This window comes from Ciceribacter ferrooxidans (assembly GCF_004137355.1).
GTDB lineage: Bacteria > Pseudomonadota > Alphaproteobacteria > Rhizobiales > Rhizobiaceae > Allorhizobium > Allorhizobium ferrooxidans.
In genome coordinates this window covers 194,812-209,565 of the sequence record NZ_SDVB01000311.1, presented here as the reverse complement: position 1 = coordinate 209,565, position 14,754 = coordinate 194,812, and the positions used below count along the sequence as shown (strand labels likewise).

The 14,754-nt window shown below is 61.2% G+C and carries 16 protein-coding genes; 9 read left to right on the top strand and 7 right to left on the bottom strand.

Features of this window, described 5'->3' with window-relative positions:
* Positions 1 to 2: 2 nt before the first annotated feature.
* Positions 3 to 458 (bottom strand): (2Fe-2S)-binding protein, encoded by a 456-nt coding sequence (locus tag EUU22_RS21150; RefSeq protein ID WP_129333958.1) that lies wholly within the window; start codon positions 456 to 458, stop codon positions 3 to 5.
* A gap of 206 nt (positions 459 to 664) precedes the next feature.
* Here EUU22_RS21150 and ispG point away from each other — a divergent pair, with 206 nt between their 5' ends.
* Together ispG and EUU22_RS21140 are read left to right on the top strand one after the other, a co-directional pair.
* Positions 665 to 1,915, top strand: coding sequence for a flavodoxin-dependent (E)-4-hydroxy-3-methylbut-2-enyl-diphosphate synthase (ispG, locus tag EUU22_RS21145; protein WP_129333957.1), 1,251 nt, complete (start codon positions 665 to 667; stop codon positions 1,913 to 1,915).
* 81 nt (positions 1,916 to 1,996) lie between these two features.
* Positions 1,997 to 2,662 (top strand): YiaD family glycine zipper/OmpA-like lipoprotein, encoded by a 666-nt coding sequence (locus EUU22_RS21140; protein WP_129333956.1) that lies wholly within the window; start codon positions 1,997 to 1,999, stop codon positions 2,660 to 2,662.
* Between the two features lie 58 nt (positions 2,663 to 2,720).
* Here the strand turns inward: EUU22_RS21140 and EUU22_RS21135 are convergent, their stop codons facing one another.
* The 3 genes from EUU22_RS21135 to EUU22_RS21125 form a co-directional block, all read right to left on the bottom strand.
* Positions 2,721 to 3,362: a LysE family translocator gene (locus tag EUU22_RS21135; RefSeq protein WP_129333955.1), complete on the bottom strand. Its 642-nt coding sequence runs from the start codon at positions 3,360 to 3,362 to the stop codon at positions 2,721 to 2,723.
* 84 nt (positions 3,363 to 3,446) lie between these two features.
* Positions 3,447 to 4,502: a histidinol-phosphate transaminase gene (gene hisC / locus EUU22_RS21130; RefSeq protein WP_129333954.1), complete on the bottom strand. Its 1,056-nt coding sequence runs from the start codon at positions 4,500 to 4,502 to the stop codon at positions 3,447 to 3,449.
* 1 nt (position 4,503) lies between these two features.
* Positions 4,504 to 5,418, bottom strand: coding sequence for a polyprenyl synthetase family protein (locus EUU22_RS21125; RefSeq protein WP_129333953.1), 915 nt, complete (start codon positions 5,416 to 5,418; stop codon positions 4,504 to 4,506).
* Between the two features lie 169 nt (positions 5,419 to 5,587).
* On the opposite strand from EUU22_RS21125, the gene mtgA reads away from it, so the two are divergent.
* The 4 genes from mtgA to EUU22_RS21105 all read left to right on the top strand — a co-directional run bounded on the left by mtgA (position 5,588) and on the right by EUU22_RS21105 (position 7,913).
* Entirely contained in the window at positions 5,588 to 6,292 is a 705-nt protein-coding gene (mtgA, locus tag EUU22_RS21120) for a monofunctional biosynthetic peptidoglycan transglycosylase (protein WP_129333952.1), read from the top strand.
* Positions 6,293 to 6,368: 76 nt separating this feature from the next.
* Complete coding sequence (locus EUU22_RS21115; protein WP_129333951.1) at positions 6,369 to 7,016, top strand: glutathione S-transferase family protein; 648 nt, start codon at positions 6,369 to 6,371, stop codon at positions 7,014 to 7,016.
* A gap of 162 nt (positions 7,017 to 7,178) precedes the next feature.
* Positions 7,179 to 7,364 carry a 50S ribosomal protein L32 gene (rpmF, locus tag EUU22_RS21110; protein WP_112686348.1) on the top strand — a complete coding sequence of 62 codons (186 nt, stop codon included), beginning with the start codon at positions 7,179 to 7,181 and terminating at the stop codon, positions 7,362 to 7,364.
* A gap of 141 nt (positions 7,365 to 7,505) precedes the next feature.
* Complete coding sequence (locus tag EUU22_RS21105) at positions 7,506 to 7,913, top strand: hypothetical protein (protein ID WP_129333950.1); 408 nt, start codon at positions 7,506 to 7,508, stop codon at positions 7,911 to 7,913.
* A gap of 31 nt (positions 7,914 to 7,944) precedes the next feature.
* Here the strand turns inward: EUU22_RS21105 and phaR are convergent, their stop codons facing one another.
* Positions 7,945 to 8,520 (bottom strand): polyhydroxyalkanoate synthesis repressor PhaR, encoded by a 576-nt coding sequence (phaR, locus tag EUU22_RS21100; protein WP_129333949.1) that lies wholly within the window; start codon positions 8,518 to 8,520, stop codon positions 7,945 to 7,947.
* Positions 8,521 to 8,759: 239 nt separating this feature from the next.
* On the opposite strand from phaR, the gene EUU22_RS21095 reads away from it, so the two are divergent.
* Both EUU22_RS21095 and phbB read left to right on the top strand, forming a co-directional pair.
* Positions 8,760 to 9,941, top strand: a complete 1,182-nt coding sequence (locus EUU22_RS21095) for an acetyl-CoA C-acetyltransferase (RefSeq protein WP_129333948.1) — start codon at positions 8,760 to 8,762, stop codon at positions 9,939 to 9,941.
* 120 nt (positions 9,942 to 10,061) lie between these two features.
* Positions 10,062 to 10,787 carry an acetoacetyl-CoA reductase gene (gene phbB / locus EUU22_RS21090; protein ID WP_129333947.1) on the top strand — a complete coding sequence of 242 codons (726 nt, stop codon included), beginning with the start codon at positions 10,062 to 10,064 and terminating at the stop codon, positions 10,785 to 10,787.
* A 284-nt stretch (positions 10,788 to 11,071) separates the two neighbouring features.
* Here the strand turns inward: phbB and EUU22_RS21085 are convergent, their stop codons facing one another.
* Both EUU22_RS21085 and EUU22_RS21080 read right to left on the bottom strand, forming a co-directional pair.
* Positions 11,072 to 11,323 (bottom strand): YMGG-like glycine zipper-containing protein, encoded by a 252-nt coding sequence (locus EUU22_RS21085; protein WP_129333946.1) that lies wholly within the window; start codon positions 11,321 to 11,323, stop codon positions 11,072 to 11,074.
* A gap of 34 nt (positions 11,324 to 11,357) precedes the next feature.
* Positions 11,358 to 11,513: a DUF3309 domain-containing protein gene (locus tag EUU22_RS21080; RefSeq protein WP_129333945.1), complete on the bottom strand. Its 156-nt coding sequence runs from the start codon at positions 11,511 to 11,513 to the stop codon at positions 11,358 to 11,360.
* Between the two features lie 288 nt (positions 11,514 to 11,801).
* Here EUU22_RS21080 and EUU22_RS21075 point away from each other — a divergent pair, with 288 nt between their 5' ends.
* A complete protein-coding gene (locus tag EUU22_RS21075) occupies positions 11,802 to 14,753 on the top strand; it encodes a helicase-related protein (protein WP_129334137.1) in 2,952 nt (983 codons plus the stop codon).
* The last annotated feature ends 1 nt before the right edge of the window (position 14,754 follow it).

Here is a 14,754-nt window from a genome sequence, read left to right as displayed (position 1 = left end):
CCTCATGCTCCCGCCAGCTTCGCTGCCGCCTTGTGAACGGCTGCCCTGATGCGCGGATAAGTGCCGCAGCGGCAGAGATTGCCTGCCATCGCCGCGTCGATCTCGTCATCGTTGGGCGCAGGATTGGACTTGAGCAGCGCCACCGCGTTCATGATCTGGCCGGCTTGGCAATAGCCGCATTGCGCGACCTGTTCCTCGATCCAGGCCTGCTGAACCGGGTGAAGCTCGTTGCCGGCAAGTCCCTCGATGGTCAGGACCGGTTTGTCGACGTCGCCGACAGCAGTCTGGCAGGAGCGGGCCGCCTCGCCGTCGACGATCACCGTGCACGCGCCACACAAGCCGGCGCCGCAGCCGAACTTCGGACCCTTGATGTCCAGGATGTCTCGAAGCGCCCACAGTAGTGGCATCTCCGCTTCCGCCTCCAGAACATGCTCTCTGCCATTTACGGTCAGCTTCACGTCGGTCCTCCTCGAGGCCGAAAGAAAAAGAACTTCGACAAGGTATCGGTAAATGTCGAAGCGTCAACGATGGATGACATATGAGGCTGTGTGGTTCTGGAGATGGTCGGGCCGGTCGCCACTCGGTGAGAACGGCCGCAGAGTTGACAAGAAGCCATGTTTGATCCACCTGAAACACAGGATTTCCCGCAGATTGCGAGCAGGTAATGGCCTCGGCAGAAGAATTTGATCCCAAACCGCGTCGCGCCTCCGTCGCCGTGGATGTCGGCGGAGTGATCGTCGGCGGTGGCGCGCCCGTCGTCGTTCAGTCGATGACCAACACGGACACAGCTGACGTTGACGCGACCGTCGCCCAGGTGGCGGCCCTCTTTCGCGCAGGATCCGAGATCGTCCGTATCACTGTCGACCGCGACGAGAGTGCGGCGGCCGTGCCGAAGATCCGCGAGCGGCTGCTCCGAATCGGGCTGGACGTACCGCTGGTTGGTGACTTCCATTATATCGGGCACAAGCTGCTCGCCGACCATCCGGCCTGCGCGGAGGCGCTCGCGAAGTATCGCATCAATCCGGGCAATGTCGGCTTCAAGGACAAGAAGGACAAGCAGTTCTCCGAAATCGTCGAGATGGCGATCCGTCACGACAAGCCGGTCCGCATCGGCGTCAATTGGGGATCGCTGGATCAGGAACTGCTGACCCGGCTGATGGACGAGAACCAGGCGAATGGATTTCCGTTGTCTGCCCGGCAGGTGACGCGTGAAGCGATCGTGCAGTCGGCGCTGCTTTCGGCCGAGCTTGCCGAAGAGATCGGCCTGCCGCGCAACCGCATCATTCTCTCGGCGAAGGTCAGCCAGGTACAGGATCTGATTGCCGTCTATTCGATGATTGCAGCGCGCTCGGATCATGCGCTGCATCTCGGACTTACCGAGGCAGGCATGGGCTCGAAGGGCATCGTCGCCTCGTCGGCGGCCATGGGCTATGTGCTGCAACACGGGATCGGCGACACGATCCGCGTCTCGCTGACGCCGGATCCGAACGGCGACCGCACGCGCGAGGTGCAGGTGGCGCAAGAGCTTCTGCAGGTCATGGGCTTCCGGCAGTTCGTGCCGGTCGTTGCCGCCTGCCCCGGGTGCGGGCGAACGACGTCCGCGGTGTTCCAGGAACTCGCGCAGCGTATCCAGGAGGATATCCGCAAGAACATGCCCGTCTGGCGGGAGAAATACCCAGGCGTCGAGGGCCTGAACGTCGCAGTCATGGGCTGCATCGTCAACGGGCCAGGCGAGAGCAAGCACGCCGATATCGGCATTTCGCTGCCCGGCACCGGCGAAAGTCCGGCCGCTCCCGTCTTTATCGACGGGCAAAAGGCCATGACGCTTCGCGGCCCCAACATCGCCGCCGACTTCGAGGCGCTGGTGATCGACTATATCGAGAAGCGTTACGGGCACAAAAACGCGGCGGAGTGAGCCCCGCACAGGATTGCAACGTCATATTGCCGCAATTGATCTGTTGAGGCCTTTTAGGAAACCTTTGGAGTGATTCCGACGATGCTGAAGAAAATTGCCGTTCTGGCCCTCGCGACGACCTATCTTTCCGCCTGCACCACCACTGATCCGTACACCGGCGAACAGAAGATGTCGAACACGGCAGGCGGTGCGATGCTGGGCGCCGCAGCCGGCGCCCTCGGCGGCCTTGCCATCGGCGGCGGCGGTCGCGAAGGCCGTAATGCCGCGCTCATCGGCGCGGGCATCGGCGCACTCGCGGGTGGTGCGATCGGCAACTATATGGATCGCCAGGAAGCCGAGCTTCGGGCGCAGCTTCAGGGCACCGGCATATCCGTGACCCGCATGGGCGACCGGATCATCCTGAACATGCCGTCGAACATCACGTTTGCGACGGACCAGGACGCGGTGATGCCGCAGTTCTACCCGACGCTCAATTCGGTCGCGATCGTGCTGCGCAAGTTCGACCGCACGCTGATCGACGTCAACGGCCATACCGATTCGACCGGCAGTCTCGCCCACAACCAGGCGCTGTCCGAACGTCGCGCCATGTCGGTCGCGAGTTACCTGAACTCGCAGGGGATCGATCCCCGCCGCGTCTCATCGTTGGGCTTTGGCCCGAGCCAGCCGGTCGCCTCGAACGCGACGCCGGAGGGCCGCGCTCAGAACCGCCGCGTCGAAATTCAGATCGCGCCGATCACTGCAGGTTGACGGATCGACAGACCCGCTCGTCAAAGGCGCCGCCTCCACGGCGCCTTTTTTGTCGGCGTCACAGACGTGCGGTCAGCAGTTTCACGCCGGCGGCACAGAAGAGTGCCGCCATGGCGCCGTCGATCCAGCGACGTGCTGCCTTGTAGGCGTTGAGAGCGCCTTCGGTCGAGAAAAGCAGGGCATAGCCCGTAAACACCGTCAGACCGGTCAGCAGGCAACCGCCGACAATGATCGCCACCGCGCTTGCCGAGGCATTCGCCGGTAGTCCGAGAGAAATGATCGCCACCCAGGCAAAGATCGCCTTGGGGTTTGTGAGGTGTATGGCATAGCCCCGCAGGAATACCTGTCTCGAGCTCTGCAACTTGTTCACAGCCGGAGTGCTCGGCGTTTCCTCTTTTCGGAGGGCGGAGCGCAAAGCCTTGTAGCCGAGATAGAGAAGATAGAAGCCACCGGCGATCTTCAAGGCGTAGAGGAGTTCAGCATAGGTCTGAAGGACGGCAGCCAGCCCCAGCGCAGCTGCGACAGCCCACGTAAATGAACCCGCGAAGACGCCGACGGCAAGCGTGAGGCCCGTCTTTCTGCCGCCGCTGATTGAGGACGCGATGATGGCCATGACCGCGGGCCCGGGGCTGATCACCGCAACGAGATAGATGGTGTAGGCGGCCGCAACCTGCGACCAATGCTGCAAGACGAGATCCATGACGCCTCCCTGTATGCCATAGTGTACCGGTTGGCGATCATTACAGAAAACGCCTACAAAGCAATCCGGCCGGCTGCCCGGCGATCAGAGAAGGCCGTCGACCGCCTCGATCAACCGTCGGCATTCGTCCTCCGTGCCGATCGAGATCCGCAGGAAATCGGCAATGCGCGGCTTGGCGAAGTGCCGGACCAGGACGGCTCTTTCGCGGAGCCTTGCGGCGAGGTCGGCGCCCGGGCGGCCGGGCAGGCGGGCGAAGACAAAATTCGCCTGCGACGGCAATACCTCGAAACCGCGTTCTTCAAGCTGCCTTGTCAGCGTGGCACGGTTTGCCATCACCTTGCCGCGGCTCTCCTCGAACCATGTGTCATCCTCGATCGCGGCACAGGCGGCAGCCTGGGCGAGCGTGTCCAGCGGATAGGAGTTGAAGCTGTCCTTCATTCGTTCGAGGGCCTCGATCAGGGGACGCTGCCCGATCGCAAAGCCGATGCGGAGCCCGGCAAGCGCCCGCGATTTTGAAAACGTCTGAACGACCAGGAGGTTCTCGAAGCGCGGCACGAGCGCTACGGCGCTTTCACCGCCGAAGTCGACATAGGCCTCATCGATCACCACCACCTGGTCCGGATGCGCGGCCAAGAGGCGTTCAATCTCCGGGAGCGGAAGGCCAATACCCGTCGGGGCGTTCGGATTGGGAAGGATGATCGCCCCACAGGGGATATCGTAATCGTCGATGACGATGTCGAATTTCTCGCGCAGCGGGATGGTACGGGTTTCGATGCCGTAAAGCTTCGCATAGGTCGGATAGAAGCTGTAGGTGACATCCGGGAAAAGCAGCGGTGCATCGTGCTTCAGCAGACTTGCGAAGACGAACGCGAGCACCTCGTCCGAACCGTTGCCGACGAAGACCTCGTCGGCGGAAACGCCGTTATGACGGGCGATGCTCTCGCGAAGCCGCCGGGCGGTCGGGTCGGGATAGCGGCGTAGATCCGCGGTCGCCGCGTGTCTGATCGCCTCCAGAGCTTTCGGCGACGGACCGTAGGGGTTTTCGTTGGTGTTCAGCTTGACGAGATTCGGAATGGCCGGCTGTTCGCCGGCGACATAAGGCTCGAGCACAGAGACGATCGGCGACCAGAACTTGCTCATGTCAGCTCTTTCTGTTGGCCACGAAGCGGGCTGCTTCGATCAGCATGGCGGCGCGAGCTCCATAGGGAGCAAGCAGCGCCTCGGCTTCGCTCACCAGTCGTTCAAGCTCCGCCTCCGCCCAGGCTTGGCCTTTGAGGCTCGCCAGCGTCGCCTTGCCTCGCGCGGCATCCTTGCCGGTCGCCTTGCCCATGGTTGCGGCGTCTGCAGTCAAGTCGAGCAGGTCGTCGGCAATCTGGAAGGCACGACCGGTCACCTCGCCGAAGCGGCGGATTTGTCGGCGATCGGTGTCTGACGCCCCGGAAAGGATAGCGCCGGCCTCGCAGGCGAAGCGCAGGAGCGCGCCCGTCTTCATGGCCTGCAGGGTCACGATACCGGCCTCGTCGGGCCGATGATTTTCCGCGGCGAGATCGAGTGCCTGGCCACCAGCCATTCCGCCCAACCCGGCTGCGCGGGCGAGGGCCAGGACCAACTCGGTCTTCGCGTGATCCGGCAATGCGGTTTCCGGCGCGACGATAATGTCGAAGGCATAGGTGAGCAGGCTGTCGCCGGCCAGAATGGCTGTCGCCTCGTCGTAGGCGATGTGTACGGTCGGTTGGCCCCGACGCATGTCGTCATTATCCATCGCCGGTAGGTCGTCATGGACCAGCGAATAGCAGTGCAGGCACTCGAGGGCCGCTCCGACACGCAATGCGGCCTCGCCGTCGCCACCGAAAAGAGCCGCACTCGAAGTCACCAGGAAGGGTCGCAGGCGCTTTCCGCCGTTCAGCACTGCGTGGCGCATTGCCGCCAACAGATGACGGGGGCGCGCAATCTCGCCGGCAAGCGCCTCACCCTCCAGCAGCGAAGACAGCAGACGTTCCGTTTCGACGGCGATTTCGCGCAGATGTGTTTCAAACGTGTTGGTCGAGATAGTCATGGCGGTTCTTTGGCATGCAAGCCGTGGGGTGGCAACGGCTTTTGCGCGGAAAATGCGGGCGAACGGCGCGCGTGGACTGGCCAATTTCCAAGAGGGAAGCTAAGAGAAAAGGCTCTTGCAGTCTTGGGCACAGTCACTTTTGGTGGAACAGAGCGACATCGGAGAAATTATGGCGGATGCGCCCGAACGCGCTCGCTCCGGCCTGCCCGTCGTAAAGAAGATTGCCGCGGTTCTCCTCGGGCTTCTGCTGCTGCCCTATCTTCTCATCCTGCTTTATCGCCCGAGTTTCATACATCCCGTATCAACGCTGATGCTGGCGGACCTTTTCCTCCTGCGTGGCTACGATCGTGAATGGGTGGCTTTCGACGACATTTCGCCGAACCTGGTGCGTGCGGTGATGATGTCCGAAGACGGGCAGTTCTGCTCGCACTACGGTGTCGACTGGGGACAGATGAAGGAAGTCGTCGACGACGCCCTGTCCGGCGAAGCGACCCGCGGCGCCAGTACAATCCCGATGCAGACCGTCAAGAATCTGTTCCTGTGGAACAGCCGCTCCTTCGTGCGCAAAGGTCTCGAGGTGCCGCTCGCGGTCGTCGCAGATTATCTCTGGTCCAAGAAGCGGGTGATGGAGATCTATCTGAATATTGCCGAGTGGGGCCCGGGCATCTACGGCATCGGTGCCGCGGCGCGGCGTCATTTCAAGGTGCCGGCATCGAAGCTCTCGGCCCGGCAATCGGCGCTGCTGGCGGTTTCCCTGCCGAACCCTATTGATCGCGTTGCAAGCCGCCCGACCGGCAGCATGAAACGCCTTGCTGCCGTGGTCGATCGCCGCGCCAAGCGATCGGGTGCATACATCACTTGTCTTTATGAGTGACTTTCCAAAGTTTCGTTGGTGCGTGTCCGTGATGGTCTCTAAGGTCCGGTCGGTCGTGATCTGGCGGAGTTAGGATATGGATAGGCTCATTCTCTACATCGGCAACAAGAATTACTCGTCGTGGTCCTTCCGTCCGTGGATGGCCCTGACCGGATGCGGCATAGACTTCGAGGAGCGGCTCATCCCGTTTGACTTCGAGGCAGGCAACCCCAGGATTCGCGAGATTTCCCCGACCGGCCGGGTTCCCGTTCTCTATCACGGCGATATCTGTGTCTGGGAATCGCTGGCGATCATCGAATATGCCGCCGAAATCTTCCCTGATGCCGGAATTTGGCCGAAGGCTCGCCGGGATCGGGCGGTCGCACGCTCGGTTTCCATGGAGATGCTGTCGGGCTTTCGCGCTCTGCGCAACGCGTGTCCAATGAACATACGTCGCAAACAAGCGCGGCTTGAAGTCTCCGACGACGTCTGCACCGATGTCGAGCGGATCGAAACGATTTGGCGAGAACTGCGTGCGGCTTCCGGCGGGCCCTTCCTCTTCGGGGCTTTCTCGGCGGCAGATGCGATGTTTGCGCCAGTCGTCAATCGCTTCGACATCTATGATCTGGTGCATAGTGAGGACGCGCTCGCCTATATGGCGGCCGTCAAGTCACATCCAGCCTGGACAAAGTGGCAGTCGGCCGCCGTGGCAGAGCCGTGGGTCGTTGCCGAAGATGAGGTCTGAAGAGCGGTTCATCCGTGCACTACAGGAAAAAATGAATTCGGGGACTGGTCAAGGGCGCGCTTGACATGTATAAGCCGCCCAAATTCCGATACTGAGACGTGTGATCTTCGGCTCCGGTTCCAGCCGACCTGCATGTCTTGCCCGTCAAGTGGAGTAGTTGAAATGGCTGTACCGAAGAGAAAAACGAGCCCGTCGAAGCGCGGTATGCGCCGTTCTGCCGACGCGATCAAGGCCCCGACCTATGTCGAAGACAAGAACTCCGGCGAACTGCGCCGTCCGCACCATATCGATCTGAAGACCGGTATGTATCGCGGTCGCCAGGTTCTGACGCCGAAGGAAAACGCATAAGTCACGGCACCATATGTGCTTTGATCAAGGCCGGCTCTCGCCGGCCTTTTTGCTTTTGTGATAGGGCGTTTTCTCAGAACCTCTAATCGTCTATGACATCGTTGAGCGATGCTGACGCGGGATTACTTTGGAGGTACCGAGATGCTGACTGCCATTCCGCTGATGATCGTGCCTCTAGCACTCTACAATCTCGCGCTGGCCGGAGCCTTCGGCGGCGGAGGTGTGGCCGGCCTTTCGCGGGTGGTGTTTACGCTGCCGATGCTTTCCGGCGCGACATGGATTATGTCAGCGGCGGATGTTCTCATTCTGGTGGCGCTGGCGCTTCTGTTCGCCGAGATTCTCAAATCGACCCGTAATGGGTCCGGCGCACTCCTCAACCATATCCTGTCGATGCTGGTTTTCGTGGCATTTCTGGTCGAATTCCTGCTGGTGCGTGATGCCGCCACGCAGGTCTTCTTCGTTCTCCTGACAATCGCGTTCATCGATGTCGTCGGTGGATTCGTGATTTCCGTCCGGTCTGCCGGTCGCGACGTATCCATCGGGCTGTAAGCTGAGGCGGGCCTGGTCGCTGCTCAGAGCGTCAGAGGCTGTCCAGCTTGTTCTGCAGGTTGCGGAGCTGTTCCTTAAGCTCGTCGATGTCCTTCGATTCCGCCTTTTTCGTTTCCTTCGGCGGCTGCGGCGACAGGAACGGCGAGAACATCTGCATTGCCTGGTGGAACATTTCGGTGTTGCGCTTCACCTGTTCCTCCATCAGTTGCATCGGAGCCTGCAGGTTCTTCGACAGCGGACTTTCACCGAAGGCCCGCGTCATCTGTTCGCGCATCTGTGTCTGCTGTTCACTGAAAGCCTTCATCGAGTGTTCCAGAAAGCTCGGAACAACCATCTGCATCTGATCGCCGTAGTAGGAGATCAACTGGCGCAGGAACGATATCGGCAGCAGGGTATTTCCGGTTTTTGACTCTTGCTCGAAGATGATCTGGGTCAGGACGGAGTGGGTGATGTCCTCGCCGGTCTTTGCGTCCTGGACGACGAATTCCTCCCCTCGTTTCACCATTTTTGCCAGATCTTCCAGCGTTACGTAGGTGCTGGTTCCGGTGTTGTAGAGGCGTCGATTGGCGTATTTCTTGATGGTGACTTCGCCGTCGGCTTTAGCCATTTCGTTCTCCACCCCATTGAACATGCGTAGATTTCTCTTCCCGCTCCAAATCTAAGCCCAAAAGAAGCGCGGTGACAATCTCTTTGTGCGTTGCAGAAGCGACGTCCCCGTGTCCCGGACCGGCCCTCACCCTATGCGTGTCTTCAATGGAAGATCGAGGACGATGTGCTTGCCGTTTGACTCCGGTCGAGAGCTTTGCCAGTTTGGGCGCAAACCGGAACATAAGCGAGGACACATCCATGAGCAATTCGTCAGTCGTCATTGCCAGTGCAGCTCGGACCGCCGTCGGTTCGTTCAATGGTGCCTTCGCGAACGTGCCGGCGCACGAGCTCGGAGCCGTTGCCATTATAGGTGTTCTCGAGCGTGCCGGCGTTGATCCCAAGGAGGTTGACGAAATCATTCTCGGTCAGGTTCTCGCAGCGGGCCAGGGACAGAATCCGGCACGCCAAGCGGCCATGAAGGCGGGAATTCCTCAGGAAGCAACGGCATGGGGACTCAATCAACTCTGCGGATCCGGCTTGCGCGCGGTCGCCGTTGGCATGCAGCAGATCGTCACCGGCGATGCTACCATCATCGTCGCCGGTGGTCAGGAGTCGATGTCCATGGCGCCCCACTGCGCCCACCTGCGAGGGGGCGTGAAGATGGGCGACATGAAGATGATCGACACGATGATCAAGGACGGCCTCACCGACGCCTTCTACGGCTATCATATGGGCAACACGGCCGAGAATGTCGCGCGCCAATGGCAGCTCTCGCGCGATGAACAGGACCACTTTGCGGTTGCATCGCAGAACAAGGCGGAAGCGGCGCAGAAGGCCGGACGCTTCGCCGATGAAATCGTTCCGGTGACGGTGTCGTCACGCAAGGGCGACGTCGTCGTCGACGCCGACGAGTACATCCGTATGGGAGCGACCCTCGACGGCATGGCCAAGCTGAAGCCGGCCTTCGAAAAGGAAGGTTCGGTAACGGCGGGCAATGCCTCCGGCATCAACGACGGTGCAGCTGCAGCCCTTCTGATGTCGGAAGCGGAGGCAAACCGCCGTGGAATCGCGCCGCTTGTGCGCATCGCATCCTGGGCAACGGCGGGCGTCGATCCGCAGGTGATGGGCACCGGACCGATTCCTGCGTCCCGCAAGGCGCTACAGAAGGCCGGCTGGAGCGTTTCCGACCTCGATCTCGTCGAAGCCAACGAAGCCTTCGCCGCCCAGGCCTGCGCGGTCAATAAAGACCTTGGCTGGGACACCTCGATCGTCAATGTCAACGGCGGTGCGATCGCGATCGGTCATCCGATCGGCGCCTCCGGCGCCCGCATCCTGAATACGCTTGTCTTCGAGATGAAGCGACGTGGCGCGAAGAAGGGGCTTGCCACGCTCTGCATCGGCGGCGGCATGGGCATTGCCATGTGCCTCGAAGCATTCTGAGACACGGCAAGACTGGGAGCCGATCTCGGTCCGGAGCAGCGTTTCACGAGCAAACTATGCCGATAACTGTCCCGACAGAAGGGCCGGTGCATGATCAAATGACCTCAGAGGAGAGAGAGCATGAGCAGAGTTGCGTTGGTCACCGGTGGTACGAGGGGAATTGGTGCGGCGATCTCGATCGCGCTCAAGGCGGCAGGATACCGCGTCGTTGCGAACTACGCGGGAAATGAAGAAAAGGCCAAGGTGTTCGCAGAGGAAACAGGGATCCAGGTGCGCCGCTGGGACGTTTCCAACTATCAGGCTTGTGCTGACGGAATTGCCGAGATTGAAGCGGCGGTGGGTCCGGTCGAGGTTCTGGTCAACAATGCCGGGATCACCCGCGACGCGATGTTCCACAAAATGACGCCGCAGCAGTGGAACGAGGTGATCGGCACCAATCTCACCGGCGTCTTCAACATGACCCATACGGTCTGGTCCGGTATGCGTGACCGGAGCTTCGGGCGCGTTATCACAATCTCCTCGATCAACGGCCAGAAGGGGCAGGTAGGGCAGGCCAACTACTCGGCGGCCAAGGCGGGCGACCTCGGTTTCACCAAGGCTCTGGCGCAGGAGGGAGCGGCCAAGGGCATCACCGTGAACGCTGTCTGCCCTGGTTACATCGCAACCGAAATGGTGCTGGCCGTTCCGGAAAAGGTCTTGAACGAGAGGATCATCCCCCAGATACCCGTCGGCCGCCTGGGACAGCCGGAGGAAATCGCCAGAGTCGTGGTCTTTCTCGCTTCGGACGAGGCAGGTTTCATCACAGGATCAACGATCTCTGCCAACGGCGGACAATTCTTCGTCTAGAGCTTATCTATCTTTGGCGAAGAAGAAGGACCGGCCCTTTTTGGGCCGGTCTTTTTTTGTCCGAGTGAACTTCCGCGATGACCACGTCGCGCGGCGAGTTCATCAATATCAACGGCGTGCTATGCGCCGTGATCGCAGCAACATACTATATGTAGTCGTGAACAAATCGGGAAAGCGGATGAGTCAGCGATTCGTAGCCGATTCGTTCCGGATTCATTCGACGGGCCGAAGAGCGCCGAAAAAGGCCGACAGAAACCTGCCGGCCCTCCATATTTGCAGTCATGTCAGCGACACTCCGCCTCGTAACGGCGCCCGTAGCGGTCCCGATAGATGCAGTAGCCCGGGCGTTCCGCCTGGGCGATCAGAACGCCGGCCGCGCCGCCGATCACGGCACCAGCCGCGGCTCCACCAACAGAATTGGTCGCTACCCCTCCGACGACGGCGCCGGTGGCTGCTCCGATACCGGCACCCCGTTCTGTTGCAGTACAGGATGCGAGAGGCGCGACGAGCGCAAGGGCGAGCAATGTCTTCTTCATCGTCAGATTCCTTTGCTGTGTCGATCCGGCGTTGTCAGATCTTGTCCATGAGCATCAGTATGATGAGGATGACGACAATCAGGCCGAGGCCGCCTGAGGGTCCGTACCCCCAGCTTCGACTGTAGCCCCAATTGGGCAAGGCCCCAATCAGAAGCAAGATGACGACAATGATGAGAATTGTGCTCAGCATGATGGGCTCTCCGTCTCAGCTTCTTGGTCACATCCGGGCTTTCCAACGCCTTTGCCATCGAATGGTTCCACTTGCCCGAGACGCCGGCCAACGAGCGTCTTGCGAAGACCTCTCGGATATCGCCGGATCGCCCCACAGGTCGCGTAACCGGGAATGGACGGTGCGGTCCCTGTTTTGCCGGCTTGCCTTTGATGACAATCATCGCCATGTCTGTGCCAGACCGCTTCGGCCGATCGCCTCCATTGGCGATACCCATCCCTATGGAGCAGGAAAGTGAATTCGCAACCCATGATCCTCAGTGGCCGCGGCGTGACGGCGGTGCTGGGGCCCACCAACACCGGCAAGACGCACTATGCGATCGAGCGTATGCTTTCCCACGGATCCGGCATCATCGGCCTGCCGCTCCGCCTGTTGGCGAGAGAGGTCTACGGCAGGGTTGTCGAACGCGTCGGTGCCGCGCAGGTCGCGCTCGTCACCGGGGAGGAAAAGATCGCGCCGCCGGGAGCGCGCTTCTCCGTCTGCACCGTCGAGGCGATGCCGCGGGAGACGCGGGCTTCCTTCGTCGCGATCGACGAAGTGCAGCTTGCGGGCGATCTCGAGCGCGGCCACATATTCACTGACAGGCTATTGCATTTGCGTGGCCGGGACGAGACGCTCCTCCTCGGCTCCGGAACCATGAAACCGATCCTGCAGCAGCTTCTTCCCGGTATTACGGTGGTGGAACGGCCGCGGCTCTCGCAGCTTTTCTACGCGGGACAGAAAAAGATCACGCGCCTGCCGGAGCGGACGGCAATCGTCGCGTTCTCGGCCGACGAGGTTTATGCGATCGCGGAACTGATTCGGCGCCAGCGCGGCGGCGCGGCTGTGGTGCTCGGGGCGCTCAGCCCCCGGACACGCAACGCGCAGGTCGCACTCTATCAGGAGGGCGAGGTGGAATATCTCGTCGCGACCGACGCCATCGGTATGGGCCTCAATCTCGACGTCGATCACGTCGCGTTCGCTCAGGATCGGAAATTCGACGGATATCAGTTCCGCAATCTCAATCCTGGCGAACTCGGTCAGATTGCCGGTCGTGCCGGACGTCATCTCAAGGATGGCACGTTTGGCGTGACGGGACGGGTGGACCCCCTCGACGACGAGTTGGTGGAACGTCTCGAAAGCCACGAATTCGAGCCCGTCAAGGTCCTGCAGTGGCGTACGGCAGCATTCGACTTTGCCTCGATCGATGCGCTGCGAGGCAGCCTGGATGCGGCACCGCGCGTGGCTGGACTGACGCGCGCGCTTCCCGCGGTCGATCAACAGGCACTCGAGCATCTTGCAAAATATCCCGAGATCAAGGATCTCGCGACGACGCCCGCGCGGGTTGAACGGCTGTGGGAGGTTTGTGCCCTTCCCGACTACCGCCGTATCGCCCCCGCCCAGCACGCCGATCTTGTCGCGAGCCTCTTTTCCGATCTGGTCCGCTATGGCACGGTGGACGAGAACTTCATGGCGGAACAGGTTCGCCGGGCCGATCATACCGATGGTGAGATCGACACGCTTTCCGCACGGATTGCGCAAATCAGAACATGGACCTATGTGTCGAACCGGCCGGGATGGCTTGCCGATCCGACACACTGGCAAGAAAAGACGCGCGAAATCGAAGACCGATTGTCGGACGCGCTACATGAAAGGTTGACGAAACGCTTTGTTGATCGCAGGACATCTGTGCTCATGAAGCGCTTGAGAGAGAATGCGATGCTGGAAGCTGAAATCAGTGTGAATGGTGATGTCTTCGTCGAGGGGCATCACACGGGACAACTCGCAGGGTTCCGCTTTACGCCCCTGGCGGGCATAGAGGGCTCCGATGCGAAGGCTGTTCAGGCGGCGACGCAGAAAGCTCTCGCCCTCGAATTCGAGGCGCGGGCGGCCCGGCTGCACGCATGTGGCAATAGCGACCTCGCAATCGGATCAGACGGTGTCGTGCGCTGGCTTGGCGACCCCGTCGCGAAACTCGCTGCCGGGGATCATGTGCTGCATCCTCGCGTCATCCTGCTGGCGGACGAGCAACTCACCGGCATCGCCCGCGACCATGTGGCGGCGCGCGTCGAGCGTTTCGTCAACCATCACATCTCGACCGTCTTGAAGCCGCTCGATGACTTGTCCCGCGCCGAAGATCTTCAGGGTCTCGCCAAAGGGCTGGCGTTCCAGTTGGTCGAGAACCTCGGCGTGCTCTTCCGCCGCGAGGTATCCGACGATGTAAAGTCGCTCGATCAGGATGCGCGTGCATCGATCCGGCGCTACGGTGTCCGCTTCGGGGCCTACCACATCTTCATGCCGGCGCTCCTCAAGCCTTCTCCGGCGGAGCTCATCACGCTCCTGTGGGTGTTGCAGAACGACGGTATGGACAAGCCGGGGTACGGCGACCTCATTCCTGTGCTTGCGGCAGGCAGGACCTCGGTGGTCACGGATCCTGGTTTCGACAGAACTTTCTACAAACTCGCCGGTTTCCGCTTCCTCGGCAAACGGGCGGTTCGCATCGATATTCTGGAACGGCTGGCGGATCTGATCCGTCCTCTCCTGCAGTGGAAACCTGGGTCAGCTTCGCGTCCGGAAGGCGCATATGACGGCCGGCGGTTCACCACGACGACGGCCATGTTGTCTATTCTCGGGGCGACACCGGACGATATGGAAGAGATCCTGAAGGGGCTTGGTTATCGCGCTGACAGTGTCCCCGCCGACGAGGCCAAAGCTTTCCTTGCTGGCCAGGACGCGAATGCGGCTCCGACCATGGGCGAGGATGCAGGTTCTGCGGTACCTCAGGTGGAAAGCGAGGCCCCGGGTGTGGAAGCCACGCCGGAAGGCGCGGAGGCTGGCGACGTCTCGGTGGAGGCTCCAGCCGAGGTAGTGGTCGAGGACGCCGAGGCCAACGAGCCAAAGAATGTGCTGTTGTGGCGGCCGGGTGGTCGAAACGAGAGCCAGCAGAACGCTCGCCAAAAGGGCGGCCGCCCGGCCTCCGAAGAGCGTCGTGATGGTCGTCGCCCGGGAACCTCGACCGAGGGCAAGAACCGTGGCAATGGTGCGAAACGTGGGGATCGTCAGGAACGGGGCGATCGCAAGGATCGTCCGCAACGAGGTGAGCGGGACGGCACGCCGCAGGCAGCGCGGTTTGAGGCGAAGCCTCCGCGCAAGGAGAAGCCGGTCGACCCCGACTCGCCTTTCGCAAAACTGGCAGCGCTCAAGGAGCAGATGAAGAAATAGG

Excerpts from the sequence above, each read along its gene's own strand:
- ispG (WP_129333957.1), top strand. The coding sequence starts at position 665 with ATGGCCTCGGCAGAAGAATTTGATCCCAAACCGCGTCGCGCCTCCGTC.
- EUU22_RS21140 (WP_129333956.1), top strand. The coding sequence starts at position 1,997 with ATGCTGAAGAAAATTGCCGTTCTGGCCCTCGCGACGACCTATCTTTCC.
- EUU22_RS21135 (WP_129333955.1), bottom strand. The coding sequence starts at position 3,362 with ATGGATCTCGTCTTGCAGCATTGGTCGCAGGTTGCGGCCGCCTACACC.
- hisC (WP_129333954.1), bottom strand. The coding sequence starts at position 4,502 with ATGAGCAAGTTCTGGTCGCCGATCGTCTCTGTGCTCGAGCCTTATGTC.
- EUU22_RS21125 (WP_129333953.1), bottom strand. The coding sequence starts at position 5,418 with ATGACTATCTCGACCAACACGTTTGAAACACATCTGCGCGAAATCGCC.
- mtgA (WP_129333952.1), top strand. The coding sequence starts at position 5,588 with ATGGCGGATGCGCCCGAACGCGCTCGCTCCGGCCTGCCCGTCGTAAAG.
- EUU22_RS21115 (WP_129333951.1), top strand. The coding sequence starts at position 6,369 with ATGGATAGGCTCATTCTCTACATCGGCAACAAGAATTACTCGTCGTGG.
- rpmF (WP_112686348.1), top strand. The coding sequence starts at position 7,179 with ATGGCTGTACCGAAGAGAAAAACGAGCCCGTCGAAGCGCGGTATGCGC.
- EUU22_RS21105 (WP_129333950.1), top strand. The coding sequence starts at position 7,506 with ATGCTGACTGCCATTCCGCTGATGATCGTGCCTCTAGCACTCTACAAT.
- phaR (WP_129333949.1), bottom strand. The coding sequence starts at position 8,520 with ATGGCTAAAGCCGACGGCGAAGTCACCATCAAGAAATACGCCAATCGA.
- EUU22_RS21095 (WP_129333948.1), top strand. The coding sequence starts at position 8,760 with ATGAGCAATTCGTCAGTCGTCATTGCCAGTGCAGCTCGGACCGCCGTC.
- phbB (WP_129333947.1), top strand. The coding sequence starts at position 10,062 with ATGAGCAGAGTTGCGTTGGTCACCGGTGGTACGAGGGGAATTGGTGCG.
- EUU22_RS21085 (WP_129333946.1), bottom strand. The coding sequence starts at position 11,323 with ATGAAGAAGACATTGCTCGCCCTTGCGCTCGTCGCGCCTCTCGCATCC.
- EUU22_RS21080 (WP_129333945.1), bottom strand. The coding sequence starts at position 11,513 with ATGCTGAGCACAATTCTCATCATTGTCGTCATCTTGCTTCTGATTGGG.
- EUU22_RS21075 (WP_129334137.1), top strand. The coding sequence starts at position 11,802 with ATGATCCTCAGTGGCCGCGGCGTGACGGCGGTGCTGGGGCCCACCAAC.